At 71.7% G+C, this 14,849-nt stretch carries 14 protein-coding genes; 6 read left to right on the top strand and 8 right to left on the bottom strand.

Going from position 1 to position 14,849, the window contains the following annotated elements; all coding sequences use genetic code 11:
* Window positions 1-15: 15 nt before the first annotated feature.
* The 6 genes from OG896_RS20350 to OG896_RS20375 all read right to left on the bottom strand — a co-directional run bounded on the left by OG896_RS20350 (window position 16) and on the right by OG896_RS20375 (window position 7,355).
* Window positions 16-1,110 (bottom strand): SIS domain-containing protein, encoded by a 1,095-nt coding sequence (locus tag OG896_RS20350; RefSeq protein WP_329367403.1) that lies wholly within the window; start codon window positions 1,108-1,110, stop codon window positions 16-18.
* Window positions 1,107-2,393 carry a Gfo/Idh/MocA family protein gene (locus OG896_RS20355; RefSeq protein ID WP_329367405.1) on the bottom strand — a complete coding sequence of 429 codons (1,287 nt, stop codon included), beginning with the start codon at window positions 2,391-2,393 and terminating at the stop codon, window positions 1,107-1,109. Before OG896_RS20355 ends, OG896_RS20350 begins: the two co-directional genes overlap by 4 nt.
* Before the next feature lie 105 nt (window positions 2,394-2,498).
* The gene (locus OG896_RS20360; RefSeq protein ID WP_328466165.1) at window positions 2,499-3,335 is read right to left on the bottom strand and encodes a carbohydrate ABC transporter permease; all 837 of its coding nucleotides are present in this window, start codon (window positions 3,333-3,335) and stop codon (window positions 2,499-2,501) included.
* The gene (locus tag OG896_RS20365; RefSeq protein ID WP_443057260.1) at window positions 3,332-4,219 is read right to left on the bottom strand and encodes a carbohydrate ABC transporter permease; all 888 of its coding nucleotides are present in this window, start codon (window positions 4,217-4,219) and stop codon (window positions 3,332-3,334) included. Before OG896_RS20365 ends, OG896_RS20360 begins: the two co-directional genes overlap by 4 nt.
* 141 nt (window positions 4,220-4,360) lie before the next feature.
* Complete coding sequence (locus OG896_RS20370) at window positions 4,361-5,746, bottom strand: extracellular solute-binding protein (RefSeq protein WP_329367409.1); 1,386 nt, start codon at window positions 5,744-5,746, stop codon at window positions 4,361-4,363.
* A gap of 394 nt (window positions 5,747-6,140) precedes the next feature.
* A complete protein-coding gene (locus tag OG896_RS20375) occupies window positions 6,141-7,355 on the bottom strand; it encodes an ROK family transcriptional regulator (RefSeq protein ID WP_329367410.1) in 1,215 nt (404 codons plus the stop codon).
* A 230-nt stretch (window positions 7,356-7,585) separates the two neighbouring features.
* On the opposite strand from OG896_RS20375, the gene OG896_RS20380 reads away from it, so the two are divergent.
* The 3 genes from OG896_RS20380 to OG896_RS20390 all read left to right on the top strand — a co-directional run bounded on the left by OG896_RS20380 (window position 7,586) and on the right by OG896_RS20390 (window position 10,783).
* A complete protein-coding gene (locus OG896_RS20380; protein WP_329367412.1) occupies window positions 7,586-8,686 on the top strand; it encodes a Gfo/Idh/MocA family protein in 1,101 nt (366 codons plus the stop codon).
* 138 nt (window positions 8,687-8,824) lie between these two features.
* Window positions 8,825-9,823: a Gfo/Idh/MocA family protein gene (locus OG896_RS20385; protein WP_329367414.1), complete on the top strand. Its 999-nt coding sequence runs from the start codon at window positions 8,825-8,827 to the stop codon at window positions 9,821-9,823.
* 60 nt (window positions 9,824-9,883) lie between these two features.
* Entirely contained in the window at window positions 9,884-10,783 is a 900-nt protein-coding gene (locus OG896_RS20390) for an N-acetylglucosamine kinase (protein ID WP_329367416.1), read from the top strand.
* Between the two features lie 126 nt (window positions 10,784-10,909).
* Here the strand turns inward: OG896_RS20390 and OG896_RS20395 are convergent, their stop codons facing one another.
* Both OG896_RS20395 and OG896_RS20400 read right to left on the bottom strand, forming a co-directional pair.
* Window positions 10,910-11,434 carry a flavoprotein gene (locus tag OG896_RS20395; protein WP_329367418.1) on the bottom strand — a complete coding sequence of 175 codons (525 nt, stop codon included), beginning with the start codon at window positions 11,432-11,434 and terminating at the stop codon, window positions 10,910-10,912.
* Complete coding sequence (locus OG896_RS20400; RefSeq protein ID WP_329367420.1) at window positions 11,431-12,636, bottom strand: helix-turn-helix domain-containing protein; 1,206 nt, start codon at window positions 12,634-12,636, stop codon at window positions 11,431-11,433. The genes OG896_RS20395 and OG896_RS20400 overlap by 4 nt, the downstream gene beginning before the upstream one ends.
* Window positions 12,637-13,286: 650 nt before the next feature.
* Here OG896_RS20400 and OG896_RS20405 point away from each other — a divergent pair.
* From OG896_RS20405 to OG896_RS20415, 3 genes are read left to right on the top strand one after another with little or no spacing between them, the layout of a single operon-like run.
* The gene (locus OG896_RS20405) at window positions 13,287-13,730 is read left to right on the top strand and encodes a DUF6907 domain-containing protein (protein ID WP_328466147.1); all 444 of its coding nucleotides are present in this window, start codon (window positions 13,287-13,289) and stop codon (window positions 13,728-13,730) included.
* Window positions 13,727-14,638: a helix-turn-helix domain-containing protein gene (locus tag OG896_RS20410; RefSeq protein WP_328466145.1), complete on the top strand. Its 912-nt coding sequence runs from the start codon at window positions 13,727-13,729 to the stop codon at window positions 14,636-14,638. The genes OG896_RS20405 and OG896_RS20410 overlap by 4 nt, the downstream gene beginning before the upstream one ends.
* Window positions 14,635-14,760, top strand: coding sequence for a hypothetical protein (locus OG896_RS20415; protein WP_328474902.1), 126 nt, complete (start codon window positions 14,635-14,637; stop codon window positions 14,758-14,760). The genes OG896_RS20410 and OG896_RS20415 overlap by 4 nt, the downstream gene beginning before the upstream one ends.
* Window positions 14,761-14,849: the final 89 nt, after the last annotated feature.

Genomic DNA, 14,849 nt, shown 5'->3' on the forward strand with positions numbered 1-14,849 from the left:
TTCGCGCGCGGCGGCCTACAGTTCCGCGAGCGCCGCGATCTTCGTGTCCTCCCGGGCGAACGCCACCTCGTCCACCGGGTTGCCGCGCACCGCCGCCGTGGCCGCGACCAGCTCCTGGAGGACGCACACCTCCACCAACGCCCGCTGCGGCGCGGTCAGATGGGCCGGGACCGTCACCGGCCGCACGCCCGCCGGGACGGGCGCCGAGCCGTCCGTCACCGCCAGCACACCGGTGGGCTTCTGCGTCAACTGGCGGGCGAGGGCCAGCTCCCGCGCGCCGCCCACCACCACATGGCTGGTGTGCTCGCTCGCGCAGTCCATCGGCCCGTGCAGGTACGCCCGGGTGCCGTACGCCGCCGACGGCACGAGCGGCCCCTCGCGCAGCAGCAGCGCGACGGCCTCGGCCGTGGTGAGCTGCGGCGCCGCCGCGACGATGTCGGCCGAGCCGCGGGCGAGCGGTCCTGCCGCGAACTCGCCGAGCACCTCCGCGTTGCGCGCCACCGACTCCTCGATCAGGTCGGGGAGTTCGCGCCAGCGGCCGTCCACCGCACCGTCCACCGAGCCGCTCGCCGCACCGCTCGCCGTGCCACTCGCCGCGACCTCGGCGAGCATCGCGACCGCCGCGTACGTGACGACGAAACCGACGGTCGAGACCCGGCTGTCCGGCTGCGCGCCGAGCGTCAGGGCGGCGCCGGCGGCCTCCCGCAGCGGGCTGTCGTCGGCGTTCGTCACGGCCAGCGTGGGCACCCCCGCCCGGCGGAACCGGGTCACCAGGTCCGCGGTCTCCCTGCTGCGCCCGCTCTGGGACAGAGCGACGACCACGTCCGGCCGGCCCGCCGCCACCGGGTAGTCCGAGCAGTCCGTGCGCCAGGCGTCCACCCCGGCCGCGCGCAGCGCGTACAGCGGCGACGCCAGCGCGGCGGCACTCGCCCCGATCCCGGCGAACAGCACGCGCCGCCACTCGGGCCGCCAGACGCCGCCGGCGAGCCGGGCGGGCAGCGTGGCCACGGTCTCCCGCAGCGCGTCGACCTCGGCCAACCGCCCTTCGTCGTAAGTACGGCCGTACACCGGGCCGTTCGAAGCGGTGGGTCCGGTCGGGCCGGCGGTCATGCCTGCGCCCCCTGCTCCTCGCGCGCACCCTGCTCCGCGCGCGGGTGCCAGGCGCGCCGCGCGATCGCGGGCACGTAGTCGCTCAGGTCGACGGGGAAGCGCACCACGGTCTGGGTCTCCGCCGCGTAGTAGGCGGCCATCAGCAGCTCGGTCACCGCGACCCCGCTGTCCAGCGACTCCAGCGGCGTGCGCCCGTCGGCGAACGCGCGGGTGATGTGCGTGTTCTCCGCGGTGTAGCCGTACGCGGCGGGCTCGTCGGCGATCACCGGCATCAGGCCCTGCTCGGCGTTCTGCTTCTCCAGCATGTCCTCGCCCGCGGCCTGTTCGAGCGCGCGCGAGAAGAACACGTTCGCGTCGCCGCTCAGCGAGTTGGCGTTCATCGAGTACTCAGGGCCGAGCAGCTCGAACGACAGCCGCATGCCCGCCCCGACGTATCCCCAGGACGTCATGGCCTCCACGATGACCGGCTCGCCGTCGCCGTTGACGAAGGTGAACGTCGCGTTGGCGTAGTCCTCGGACGGGGTGGTCCGGTAGTCCTGCACCCCCGGGTGGGTCTGCTCCAGTTGTGCCGCGTACCGTTCACGGCCCCACCGCAGCGAGGCGACGGTGGCGGTCACCGACACCGGCCGCAGCCAGTCCGAGGGGTTCTTGCCCGGCGGGGTCAGCAGGAAGCGGCCGGCCTCCAGGGAGTGGCACATCAGGTCGTTGAGGACGCCGCCGCCCTGGGCCTCGCTGTCCCAGAACCACGCGGAGTGCGGGCCCGAGTGCTCCTCGGTGCAGCGGGCCAGGTACGGGGTCCCGGAGCGTTCGGCGCCGCGCGCCCACATCAGGTCGCGGGTGCGGGTCAGCCGCGGCGAGTAGACCTGGTTCTCCAGGTAGGCGTGCGGGATGCCCGCTTCGTGCACCAGCGCGGCGACCTGCCGGGCCTCGGCGAGGTTGCGGCCGAGCGGCTTCTCCACGGCGATGCCGCGCAGCGACGCCCGCCCGGCGACGACCTCGTCGCAGATCGCCCTGACCACCTGGACCCGGGTGTGGTTGGGGGTGAGCACCCACACCGCGTCGACCCGCTCGTCCCGCACCAGGGCGGCGATGTCGTCGTACGGCGTGACGTCCTCGCCGACGCGCAACTCCTCCGCGTAGGAGGCGAGTTCGCGGGCCCTTTCCAGGTCGCGGGACTGGGTCGCGACGATGTCGGAACCGCGGATCGCCTGCCAGGACCGTACGTGGAAGTGGGCGATGAAGCCGGAACCGATGATGCCGATCCCGAGGGTCTTTCCGTTCATGGACTGTCCTTCATGCGTCGTGCGTGGTCGTGCGTGGTCCGTGTGCGGACGTGCGCTGCTGTGTGCTGCCGCGAGGCGGTGCGGGGGTGGGTGCGGGTCGGCGCCTCACCCCTTCACGCCGGTCAGCGTGATGCCCTCGACGAAGGTGCGCTGGGCGAGGAAGAAGACGAGGACCACCGGGAGCGTGGCGAGGGTGGTGACCGCCATGATCACGCCCCAGTCGGTGGAGTGGGAGCCGTGGAAGGAGGCCAGGCCGTAGGAGACCGTCCACAGGTCCGGGTTCTCCGAGGTGTACAGCAGCGGCCCGTAGTAGTCGTTCCAGCACTGGAAGAACATGAAGATCGAGGCCGCGGCGATCCCGGGCTTCGCCATCGGCACCATGACGCGGGTGAGGATGCCCCACTCGCCGTTGCCGTCCATCCGCGCCGCGTCGATGTACTCGGTCGGGATGGACAGGAAGAACTGGCGCAGCAGGAAGATGGAGAAGGCGTTGCCGAACAGGTGCGGCAGGATCAGCGGCCACATGGTGCCGACCACCCGGAACTGCGCCCACATCACGTAGATCGGCACCTGCGTGACCTGCGGCGGCAGCAGCATCGCGATGATCACCGCGAAGAAGATCGCCCCGGCGAAGCGGATGCGCACCTTGGCCAGCACGTAGGCCATCGGCACCGACGAGATCAGCATGAAGAGCGTCGAGGCGCCCGCGTAGAGCAGGGAGTTGCCGAACCAGCGCAGCAGGGGCGCGGTGTGGAACGCGGTGGAGTAGTTGGACCACTGCCAGGGGTGGGGCCACAGCGCGCCGGTCAGGGTCTGGTGTCCGCCCATGAAGGAGGTGAGGACCACGAAGGCGACCGGGACGAGGAAGATCAGGCCGAGCGCGATGAGCAGCGCGTGCTCGGCGACGTACGCGAGTGTTCTTCTGACGGGCACGGTGCTCATACCCCCTTCCGCCGGAAGAGTCCGGCCTTGCGCAGGAGGACCGCCATCACGGCCGCGGCCACGACGAACAGCACGACGGCCATGGCGGCCGCGTAGCCGAGTTGGAAGCTGCTGAAGCCCTGCACGTACATCCACTGGGTGTAGGTGAGCAGCGAGTCGTTCGGATAGCCGAGGAGCTGGTCGGCGCCCGCGTCGATGCCGGTCTTGCCGTTGGCGACGCTGGAGGCGACGGCGGCCTCGGTGAAGTACTGGAGCGCGGCGATCACGCCGGTGACGGCCGAGAACAGCAGCACCGGGGAGATGTTGGGCAGGGTGATGTACCAGAGCTTCTGCCGGCCGCCGGCGCCGTCCAGCTCCGCCGCCTCGTACTGGTCCTTCGGTACGTCGAGCAGCGCGGCGAGGAAGATCACCATGACGTCGCCCATCATCCAGACGCCGAGCAGCAGCAGTGACGGCTTGGACAGGGACGGGTCGTTGAACCAGAGCGGCCCCTTGATCCCGAAGGTCTTCAGCAGCGTGTTCACCGGCCCGGTACCGGGGTTGAAGAGGAACACGAAGCCGACGACGGACGCGACCGGCGGCACCAGCGCCGGCACGTAGAACAGGGTGCGCCAGAAGCCGGAGGCGCGCTTGCGCCGGGTCAGCAGCAGGGCGATGCCGAGCGAGCAGACCATCCGCACCGGCACGAGGACGACCACGAACCAGAGGGTGTTGCGGGCGGCGTGCCACACCCGCGGGTCCTGGGTGAACAGGTAGGTGTAGTTGCGCAGCCCGATCCACTTGGGGGAGCTGGCCAGGTCGTAGTTGGTGAAGGACAGGTAGACGTTGGCGCAGAGCGGATAGAGGAAGAAGACCAGCAGCCCGATGGTGGCCAGCGCCATCATCGACCAGATGGCCATCCTGCCGCGCAGCGCGCGGTACCGCCGGGCGCGCGCGGCGCCGGTTCCGTACCCGCTGTCGGGGGTGCCCGCACCGGCCGGCCGCGGGTGGGCGGCGGTGCCGAGGGCTTTCACATCACTCATGGGTCACTTCGCCCGTCGCAAGCTGAGCGCGTTGTTGATGTCGCGGTCGACCTTCTTGAGGCCGCCGGTGAGGTCGCCGCCGGAGCCCTCCTGGTAGGTGGTCCAGAAGTTGTCCATCGTGGCGGTGAGGGTGGAGCCGATCTCGGTGACCGGACTGGTGGCACTGGCCGGGCTGCCGGACGCGTCGATGAACGTCTGGTACTGGACCGGGGCCTGGAGCTTCGGAGAGGCGGCGGCGCTCTTCAGGGTCGGGATGTTCTTCACGCCGTTGGCGAGCTTCACGGCCGCGTCGGTGTCGGCGGCGATGTACTTCACCAGCGCCCACGCGGCCTCCTTGTGCCGCGAGCGCTTGTCGATGCCGATGTCGGCGGCCGAGACGAAGCCGCCGCCGTACTTCTGGCCGCTGCCGTCGAGGACCGGGAACGGCGCGGTGCCGTACCGCAGCTTCTTGGCCTGGTCCTGGATGAAGGCGACCCGCCACTCGCCGTCGAGCGCCATGGCGATCCGGCCGGTCTGGAAGGCGTTGTTCGCGGACCACTCGTCGCCGAGCCCCGCGGTGAACGTCTTGAGCTTCCCGTAGCCGATCTTCTTGACGAACGCGCGCTGCCAGGCGATGAGCCGGCGCCACTGCGGCGAGGAGGCGACGGCCGAGTCGCCGTCCTTCATCCAGGTCACCCCGGCGGTGCCGCCGAAGGTGGCGGAGGTGTTCTGCTGGAAGCCCACCAGCGGGTTGAAGCCGAGGGTCCTGATCGAGCCGTCGCTGTTGTACGTGGTGAGCTTCAGCGCCATGTCCTCCAACTGCTCCAGCGTGCGCGGCGGCTGGGTGTAGCCGGCCTTGGCGAGCAGCGCGGTGTTGAAGTACAGCCCGTACACGTCGGAGGTGGTCGGCAGCGAGCAGCGGCGCCCGTCGAACGCGGTGGCCTGGGCGAAGATGCCCTGGAAGTCGGCGGTGCTGACGCCGTCGCGCCGCATGTACGGCGTGAGGTCCGCCATGGTCTTGCAGGCCGTGCCGAGCGTGGCGTTGACGTTGGTGATCATCGCGTCGACGTCGCCGCCGGACGAGACCACCTGGGTGATCTTGGTGTCCTGCTGCCCGCTGTGGACATGCACCTTGACGTCCGGGTACTTCTTCTCGAAGTCGTCCACCACCGACTGGATCACCTCGGCCTCGCGGCCCGAGTAGTGGTGCCAGAGCTGCACGGTGCCGGACAGATGGGCGGGCGGGGTGGACGCCACGGGGCCGTCCCCGCCGCCGACCGCGCAGCCGGTCAGGCTGAGGGCCGCGGTGGCCGACAGCGCGGCGAGCGCGGTGCCGAGGCGTCGTGGCCGCCCTGGCCGGTGCGGCCGCGGTGGCCGCCGTACGGGGCGGGGTGATATCGCCGATTTCATCGCAGAGCCTTCCTGCCGAAGTGCGCGACGTGTCGTCGAGTGCGCTCCTCCGATACGGGCGCGGGTCACGGGCGTGGGCGCCGGACGTTGACACGGGAACGGGTCGGGCACGGGATACGGGTTGCGGGCATGGGGACAGGGACAACGGGGGTACGGGGCGGGGCCGGGCGCGGGTCCGAGCGCGGGTCCGGTGCGTCGGGGACGACGCGGGCACGGGTGGGAACGGGGCGGCGGGGCCGGCCCGGTGACGAGTCGCGGGGTGCGGGTGCCGGCGGTGTCCGGCGGTGTGGAGTGGTGGTGAGGTGGAGACGCGGAGGAGGGGCGGTGGGGCGGTGGGTGCCTTACGGGTGGTGGTGGGGCGCGGGCCGCCGGCGGATGGTTCCCGGGCCGGCGGTCAGCTGATGTCGCGGAGCTTGGCCGCGATGATCCGCGACCTGTCCTGCTCGGAGGCGGCGCCGCCCGCGCGGGCGATGAGCGCCTCGCGCAACCGCTCGCCGAGTACGGCCCGCGCGCCGCCGAGCACGGCGTCGTCCTCGACCTGGGTCACCTGTACCGCCGGGTCCCAGCGGGTGTGGTTGCGGATGGCCGTACGGGTCAGTTCGGCCAGTCGCGCGCCGCCCGACCGCCCCACCGGGCCGCCGAGCACGACGAGTTCGGGATCGAGCACCCCGAGCACCGGGATGACGCCCAGCGCCAGCCGGGGCGCGTACACCTCCAGCACCGGTCCCGGCAGCGGCGCGCCGCCGAGCACCTGCTCGAAGACGTGGTCCGAGCAGCCGGTCTCGCGGCCGACCCGGTCCAGTCCGGCGGCCCCGAGCAGGGTTTCGAGGTCCACCGCGTCGGTGTCCGGGTCGAGCACGCCGCGCGGCACCGGCAGGTTGCCGATCTCGCCGGCGCCGCCGGACGCGCCGTGCAGGACCCGGCCCGCGACGTCGACCGCGAGGCCGATGCCGTAGCCGACCCACAACAGCGCGACGGTGGCGTCCGGTTCGAAGGCGGCGGCCCGGCGTTCGGCCACCGCCGCGAGGTTCACGTCGTTGTCGACCTGCACCTCGCAGCCGAGAGCCGCCTCCAGCTGGTGCCGGATGCTCTTGCGCGACCACCCCGGCAGCGCCTGCACGGAGCTGAGTTCGTCCGAGCGGGGATCGACGCTGCTGGGTACGCCGACGCAGACGTGCCGGATGGCGGCGAGGTCGACGCCGGCCGACTCGCAGGCGCTGAGCACCGCGCCCGCCACGTCGCGGGCCGCGCTGCGGTCGGCGGACATGCCGGCGGCGGCCTCGCTGGCGACCGGATGGTCCGAGCCCTTCAGGTCGACGAGCGTCGAACGCACGCCGTCCTGGTCGACGTTGACCGCGACACCGTAGGCGAGGTCGTTCTGCACGCCGTAGAGCGCGGCGCTCGGGCCCCGGCCGATCGACTCCTCGCCGACGACCTCGATGAGGCCCTTCTCCTCCAGCCGGGCGATCATCTGGGCCGCGGTCGGCTTGGACAGTCCACTGCGCTCCCCGATGCCGTTCCGGCTGAGGGGGCCGTGGTCGAGCAGCAGGCGCATGGCCGTCGCGGCGTTCTGGTCCCCGAGCCAGGACGGGGTTCCTCTGACGGCCATGAGTGCTCTCTCTCGCCCTGCGGTGTGGTTGCCAGGAACGTATCAGAAACCTTCTTTATAGAAAGGGGTCGCGCGGCCTGTGATCGTTTCGTTATGAGAAGCGCCGATCCGTGGGTGACCAATCGTGCATTGAGGGAAATTGGGGCAATCGACACCACCCTCTGGTGCGAGCGGGGGTGGCATGCCTAGTATCCGAAAACAAAGTTGTCAGTAACGGAGATGAGGGTGAGATGACGGACGTCCTGCGCGTCGGTGTCCTCGGCAGCGGCGGCATAGCCACCGCGCCGTACGGAGTGCTGCCGAACCTCCACCACTACGCGGGGCGCGTCGAGGTCACGGCGATCGCCGACACCGCCCACGACCAGGCCCGCGCGGTCGCCGACCGGTTCGCGATCCCGGCCGCCTACGACTCGCTCGACGCGATGCTCGACGGCGCCGAACTCGACGCGGTCGTGAACCTCACCCCGATCCCGGTGCACGCCGAGACCTCCCGCCGCATCCTGGAGAGCGGGAAGCACCTGGCGAGCGAGAAGCCGCTCGCCGCGACCCTCGCGGAGGCCGACGAGCTGATCGAGCTGGCCCGCGCGCGCGACCGCGTCATCGTGTGCGCACCGCCCGACCTGCTCTACGAGCCGTACGAGCGCGCGGCCCGGCTGGTCGGCGAGGGCGCCCTGGGCAAGGTCGCCTTCGCCCGGGTGCGCAGCTCGCACGCCGGCCCCGGCGGCGGGCCGGACGGGTGGCCGTCCGACCCCAGCTGGTTCTACCGGGCGGGTTCGGGCCCGCTGCTCGACATGGGCGTGTACGGCATCCACGAGATCACCGGCATCCTCGGCCCGGCCCGGCGGGTCGTCGCGTTCGCCGGGATCACCGAGCCGGTCCGCACCGTGCGCGGCGGCCCGTTCCGCGGCCTGGAGATGCCGGTGACCGCGCCGGACAACTGCCTGTTCATGCTGGACTTCGGCGAATCCACGTACGCCGTGGTCGACGGCACCTTCAACGTCCACGCCGCCAAGAGCCCCAAGGTGGAGATCTTCGGCCGCCGGGGAGTGCTCAACATCCTCCGCCCGGACGGCCCCGACCTGGAGTTCTACCGGACCGACATCGCGGACGGCGTGGACGGCTGGGTGGAGCCGACGGCGCCGCTCGCCCGCAACGACCGCCGCGCCACGTACGGCAGGGCGCTGCTGGTCGGCCACCTCGCGGACGTGGTGCTCGACGGCGCCACCCCCGTCCTGACCGCGGAGCACGCCCGGCACGCGCTGGAGATCATGATCGGCGTCGAGGTGTCCGCCCGCGAGCAGCGCTTCGTGGACCTGACGACGACGTTCTGACGGCAGCACGTCCGCGGTCCGTCCTGACGGGGACGCCCGCTATGGCGTGTGCCCGATCCGTCCCGACCGCGACGCCCGTTGACGTCCGTACGACGCTCCGCCCCCCCAACTCCCAACCGAACCAGGGGAACCAGCAGCATGACCACGCCCATCCGCATCGGCATCATCGGCTTCGACCACTGGTACGCGGGCATCCCCTTCGCCCGCAAGGTCGCCGCAGAACCGACCGTCTCCCTGCACGCCCTCGTGGACCGCGACCCGGCCCGCGTGGCGCACGTCGCCGAACTCACCGGCTGCGCCCGCACGTCGACCGACCCGGCCTTCGTCCTCGACGACCCCGACGTGGACGCGATCGCCTGCTTCACCAGCGTCGACCAGAGCCCCGAGCTGTGCGTGGCGGCGGCCCGCGCGGGCAAGCACATCGTCTCGGTGAAGCCGCTGGCCATGACGCTGCCGGAGGCGGACCGGGTGGTCGAGGCGGTCGAGGCGGCGGGCGTCGTGTTCGTGCCGAGCGAGTCGCGCCACACCTCGCCGCTGGCCAGGCGGCTGTCCGAACTCGTCGGATCGGGGCGGCTCGGGGAACTGCGCGCCGGCACCTTCGCCATGGACAGCGGCCTGCCCACCGCGTGGCCCGGCTCCACCGCCGGCCCCGGCTGGTGGGCCGACCCCGCGAGGACCGCGGGCGGCGGATGGATCGACCACGCCGTCTACCAACTGGACCGTATGCAGGCGCTGTTCGGCTCACCCGTCGCCGAGGTCCGCGGGACCGTCGCGAACATCGCGCACCCGGACCTCCCCGTGGAGGACTACGGGCACGCCGTGTTCACCCTGGACAGCGGCGCGGTGGTGACCGTGGAGGACACCTGGATCGCGCCGGCCGGCGCGTCCAGCACGCGCGCGCACCTCGTCGGATCGCGGGGCGCCGTCTTCCACGACACAGCGACGGGCACCTTCGGCTTCGCCGAGCAGGGCGGCGAGTGGACGTTCGCCAAGCTGCCCGCGGACACCTTCGACACCCTGGAGGTGCTCCTCGCGGCGGTCCGCGACGGCGTGCCGCCGCAGTCCACGGTGCGCACCGCCCGCGCCACCCTCGCCACCTGCCTCGACTTCTACGAGGCGGCGCGGCACGGCCGTTGACGGGCGCGGCGGCGAACAGGGTCGGCGGACAACGGACGTTACGGAAAGCTCCGGGCACACGTGGAAACCAAGTACATCGTCGGCGTGGACGCGGGCGGGTCGAAGACCCGGCTGCGCTTCGCGGCAACGGACGGCGGCACCGTCAAGGACGTCACGCACCCCGCGGGCGACTGGACCAACGAGGACGCGCGCGGCAAGGCGCTGCTGATCGCGGCGCGGATCAGGGAGGTGACGGGCCTGCCCCCGGCCGCCGTGGGCATCGGGGCGCACGGCTGCGACTCGGACGCGGAGTGCGCCGAGCTGCGGGCCGCCACCGAGGCCGAACTCGGCGTGCCGGTAAGGGTGGTGAACGACGCGTTCCTGCTCGCGGAGGCCGTTCCCGACGGCGGGCCCTGCGCGGCCCTCGTCGTCGGCACCGGCTCGATCGCGGTGGCCCGGCACGCGGCCGGCGGGCACTCGCTGTACGCGGGCGGCTGGGGGTGGTTGATCGGTGACCCCGGCTCGGCCTGGGGCACCGTGCGCTGCGCCGTGCGGGCGCTGTCCGAGACGGAGAACCGTACCGGCTCGACGGGCGGGGACCCGCTGCTGCCCGCGCTGCTCGCCGCGTCCGGCGCCCGCTCGCTGCGCGAGGTGGTCGGGCTGATGCAGCGAACTCCCGGGCGGCACTGGGCCGGTTGGGCGCCCACGGTCTTCGACGCCGCCGAGGCCGGGTCCCCGGCGGCGCTCGCGGCCCTCCGCCAGGGCGCGGCCGATCTCGTCTCCCTGGTGGGCGACCTGCTCGCGCGGGGCGCCGACGCGCGGCGCGTGGTGGCGGGCGGCAGCGTGATCGCGGGCCGGCCGTCACTCGCGACGCGGGTGGCCTCGGGACTGCTGGCCCGGCACGGCCTGCCCCTGACGGTGTTCGCCGGGGAACCGGTGGCGGGAGCGGTGCTGCTGGCCCGCAGAACCGCCGCGCCCTGACCGACCGATCCGCCGCCCACCGGTCCGCGCCCGCCGGAATTCCCCCGGCCGGGCCGGCCCGGTACGGCCTGACCGGGGCCCCGGTGAGCGGGCGGTCGCGACCAGGACCGCGGCCGCCCGGCGACGTCATCCGAGCGCCGCTACCGCTCGCTCCCACGGGAACGCCTTCGGGTTTCCCTGCTTCGGCGGGTGCGACTCGTACCCTTCCGAGCCGTCCAGGTACACCACACCCTGCCCGCGGAGACGGGCGATGCTCTCCGCCACCGCCGGCTGCGCGCCCTGCGCCTGGTTGAAGTACGGCATCGCGAACACCGGTACGCCCATGTGAACGCCTTCCGACGGAAGGCCGATCGCCAGGGTGTCGCTGATGCCCTGCCCCCACTTGTTCAGCGTCGTGCACGAGATCGGCGCCACCAGCATGCTGTCTGCTTTCGGCAGAGCGTCCCGCTCCCACGGCAGCTTGTACCGGCTGCGCACCGGATGCCCGGTCAGCTCGACCAGCTCCGCCATCCGCGGCTCCCACCACCGCGCGGCCGACGGAGTCAGCACCAGGCACACATCCCACCCCGCGCCCCGCGCCACCCGGACCCCCTCGTCCACGTACTGGGCGGGGCCGGCGGCACACGCGATCAGGTAGAGCACACGGGTCATGCCCGGATTCCACACCGAGCCGCGAGCCCCCGCAACTCCCCGGACGGCACGGGGCTCGCACCCACCAGATCTTCAACCAGCGCCCGTGTCGACCGACGCCCCCGGACCTCCTCCGGCGCCAGACGCTCGGCCTCCAACAGCGCTTGCGCGGCAGGTTCCTTGTGGCGTGTCAGGAGCTGAGCGTGTGCCATCGTGATGAGGTGCTGGGCGCGCCGTTCACGTGCGATGTCGGCGAGCGCCCTCGCGTCCAGGTCTTCGGCGACCTCGATTGCCGACCACCCGTCCTCGAACCGGGCGAGGACGTCGATCCGATGCATCAGCACGTTCGTCGGGCCGAACGCGGTCCAGTCCTCGTTGAGGTCTGCGCCCTGCCGGTCCGCAACCTCGGCAGCTTCGTCCACGTGTCCCGTCGCAACACGCACCGCATCCGTGGATCGCTCTTCCGCAGCCGCGGCAATGGCGGCGTTCAGATGCAACATCCCCAACGTGGAAAGACCCGCCGGGCCCGCAGCCACCAGCTCGTCGTGCAGCGTGCGTGCCGCGTCCACCGCGAAGGCAACAGCTGCGGCGGGACGCCCCTGGTACGCGAGGGATTTGGTGACCCGCCGCGAGGCAGCGCCGATTGCGACCGGGTCCCCGGAACACTGCGCTGCAGCGAGCGACCGGTCAGCAACGACCGCAGCCTGCACGGCGGTCGCCGGTCCGTACTTGTGGAGGAATGACGCGGCCAGTTGGAGCACACGGGAGTTCAACACGTGCATCTCTGCACCGCTCGTGCTCGTAGCGGCCTGCTGCGCGGCGACCACCAGCCCGGGTAGATCCCGGCCGAGCGACGTGTAATGGCACGCTTGGAATGCCTCGCAGCAATACGTCAACCGGCGCCGCAGCTCTCCGATCGGTGGCGGCTCAGCATCGGCGGTACCGCGGTACAGCACATCGATCACGGTGAGCGCCTCGGTGGGAGGCGAGGTGGCAGGCGGCGATGCCGCGGGCCCGTCGGTCAACAGGGTCTCCAGGGGGATGCGCAGTACCTCGGCCGCGCGCACCAGCACCGACAGGCGCGGGTCCTGCTGCCGCTGGCCCCCCTCCAGCGACTGCACCCACCGCCTCGTCTGGCCCATGAGCCGCCCGAAGTCGTCCTGGGTGAAAGCCCTGCGCTCCCGCCAGTAGGCGATGCGTCGGCCGATGCGAGCAGTCTCCATGCAGACCCTCCGGAACAAGGCACACACACTGTGTGCCCCTTCTCGTTGTACCGCGCCCTACCGTGCATTTGCTGTCGAGCAGCGCAGGACAAACCTGGAGGAGTGGCAATGGACAGATCCGCATCCAGTCACCCGGCGCCACCCGCCTGGGACCTGACAGATGCACAGGCAGCATGCCTGCAGGTCAGGGACGCACTTCGGAGCCTCGGCGCGCAGCCTGATCTTGTGCGTGGCGTTGTCCCGCGCAGCGATCTCGGTGACCGCGGGTACGTCCACGTGCCTTCGTTGCCCGTCGAACTGGCTCTCCATGTCGCGGCCGTGCTGATGTCCGCTGTTCGCGGGCAATACGGTGCCCGGCGGTGAGCGCGTGGTGTACGCCTGGCCGGCACAGCGTGTCGGACCGTGACGCGCAGCAGATCCGCACGGACACGCTGCCGGACGGCACGGAATTACCGGTGTATGCCTGCCGGGCCGATGTGCAGCGACTCGGCCTGGTGCCGCGGTTGCCGTCGGGCGCCAGGTTCGTCGGCAGCCCGGATGCACCGCCGATTCCACCGACCCGTCACGAACAGGAACCCCACACCATGAAAGCGGTCCCCGAGCCCTCCGCCTTACCCGCCTCCACACACTTGCAGAAGGCACGGCGGTGGGTGATCACCACGACCACCGGTGAGACGGCCACCGGCCACCTCCCCTCTTGGGCTGAAGTCGACCCCAGCGAACAGGAGGTGCCCCCAGAGGAGTTGGCCGTACGCCTGGCCGACATCAACCACTCCCTCAAGCTCCCCGGGCAGGTCCTGCGCGCGTACTCGCCGGCCAACCCCACCGGGCGCCCGACGCCGGTGGAGGTTCTGCACGGCAGTATCGACTGCACCCCGTACGCGACGGCCCCCGAACTCACCACTCCGGTGGTCAACCTTCTCCTGGCCGGCGAGCACTGGCTCACCGACCTCGGCCCCACGGACCTGACCCAGCTCGCGGGCGGACTGCGCGCGCTGGCCGCCCGCCTCGAAGACGACGTCGTCCCCGCCCTGATCGAGGCCCGCACGGAGTGGACCACTTACCACCCCCACACCGCAGGCGTCCGCCAGTGAAGGCGCCCGCGACCAAGCCGAGCGAGCCCACGGCGCCGATGCAGACGTTCCTCAGCGGCGAGGTGACCGCTCGCGCCCTGTACGCCCACCACCTCGCCGAACTGCGCAGGAAGGCCGGACTCACCCTCGTCGAACTGTCCGACCGATGCCACTACGAGCAGTCGTACCTGCACCGGTTGGAGACTGGAGGCCGACTCGGCACCCTGGAGGTCGCCACCGCCCTGGACCGCATTTACGCCACCGACGGCCTCCTGGTCCAGCTATGGCATCTGGCCAAACGCGAAGGCAGTCAACTCACAGCCGGCGGCATCGCCGCACTGGAAACCACTGCGGCCGGCATCCAGGAATACGCCCTCAGCACCGTGCCCGACCTCCTCCAGACCCCCGCCTACGCCGAGGAGCGGCTCACCACCACCGGCCCCCGACCGCCCAATGCCCTGACCGCGCAGATCGAAGCACTCCGACGACGGCAAACCCGCCTGACCAACCACCACACACCCCCCACCCACTACCGCGCCATCCTCGATGAGGTCGTCCTCCACCGCGCCGCCCGCAGCCCCGCCACCTGGCTCGACCAGCTCGACCACCTGATCGACGCCGCCCACCACCCCGCCATCGCCGTACAGATCCTGCCCCTGCACACCGGTCCCCACCTCCTGCACGGCCCGCTCCAGGTCCTCACCTATCGCGACGGCCGCACCCTCGCCTACGCCCACAGCACCACCAGCGGCCACTTCATCGATGACCCAGACGACATCCAGCAACTCCGCCACACCTACGATGCCCTCCGCGACCTCGCCCTCACCCCCACCCAATCCCTCTCCCATCTCCAAGCCCTGCGCACCGCCTATGACCCGAACGACCGCGCGAGGAGCGACACCGATGTGAATGCGGGGGATGTCCCGTGATCCGCCGCTGGAAGATCGCCCTCATCGCCGGCTGGACCGGAATCGTGCTGATCGCACTCCTGGCCCTGGGCTGCGGCCTCGCGATCGGCCTGGTTATCGCCAGCGAGCCCCCTGTTCCGTAGCGCGATGGGCACCCCAAGGCACCCGAGCCGCACCGAAGCCGTTCGCTCCGCCTTCCACGACGCAGCGGGCAAGAAGCAGACGACCGGTC

The sequence above is a fragment of the Streptomyces sp. NBC_00669 genome (assembly GCF_036226785.1).
Classification (GTDB): domain Bacteria; phylum Actinomycetota; class Actinomycetes; order Streptomycetales; family Streptomycetaceae; genus Actinacidiphila.

Excerpts from the sequence above, each read along its gene's own strand:
- OG896_RS20350 (WP_329367403.1), bottom strand. The coding sequence starts at position 1,110 with ATGACCGCCGGCCCGACCGGACCCACCGCTTCGAACGGCCCGGTGTAC.
- OG896_RS20355 (WP_329367405.1), bottom strand. The coding sequence starts at position 2,393 with ATGAACGGAAAGACCCTCGGGATCGGCATCATCGGTTCCGGCTTCATC.
- OG896_RS20360 (WP_328466165.1), bottom strand. The coding sequence starts at position 3,335 with ATGAGCACCGTGCCCGTCAGAAGAACACTCGCGTACGTCGCCGAGCAC.
- OG896_RS20365 (WP_443057260.1), bottom strand. The coding sequence starts at position 4,219 with ATGATGGCGCTGGCCACCATCGGGCTGCTGGTCTTCTTCCTCTATCCG.
- OG896_RS20370 (WP_329367409.1), bottom strand. The coding sequence starts at position 5,746 with ATGAAATCGGCGATATCACCCCGCCCCGTACGGCGGCCACCGCGGCCG.
- OG896_RS20375 (WP_329367410.1), bottom strand. The coding sequence starts at position 7,355 with ATGGCCGTCAGAGGAACCCCGTCCTGGCTCGGGGACCAGAACGCCGCG.
- OG896_RS20380 (WP_329367412.1), top strand. The coding sequence starts at position 7,586 with ATGACGGACGTCCTGCGCGTCGGTGTCCTCGGCAGCGGCGGCATAGCC.
- OG896_RS20385 (WP_329367414.1), top strand. The coding sequence starts at position 8,825 with ATGACCACGCCCATCCGCATCGGCATCATCGGCTTCGACCACTGGTAC.
- OG896_RS20395 (WP_329367418.1), bottom strand. The coding sequence starts at position 11,434 with ATGACCCGTGTGCTCTACCTGATCGCGTGTGCCGCCGGCCCCGCCCAG.
- OG896_RS20400 (WP_329367420.1), bottom strand. The coding sequence starts at position 12,636 with ATGGAGACTGCTCGCATCGGCCGACGCATCGCCTACTGGCGGGAGCGC.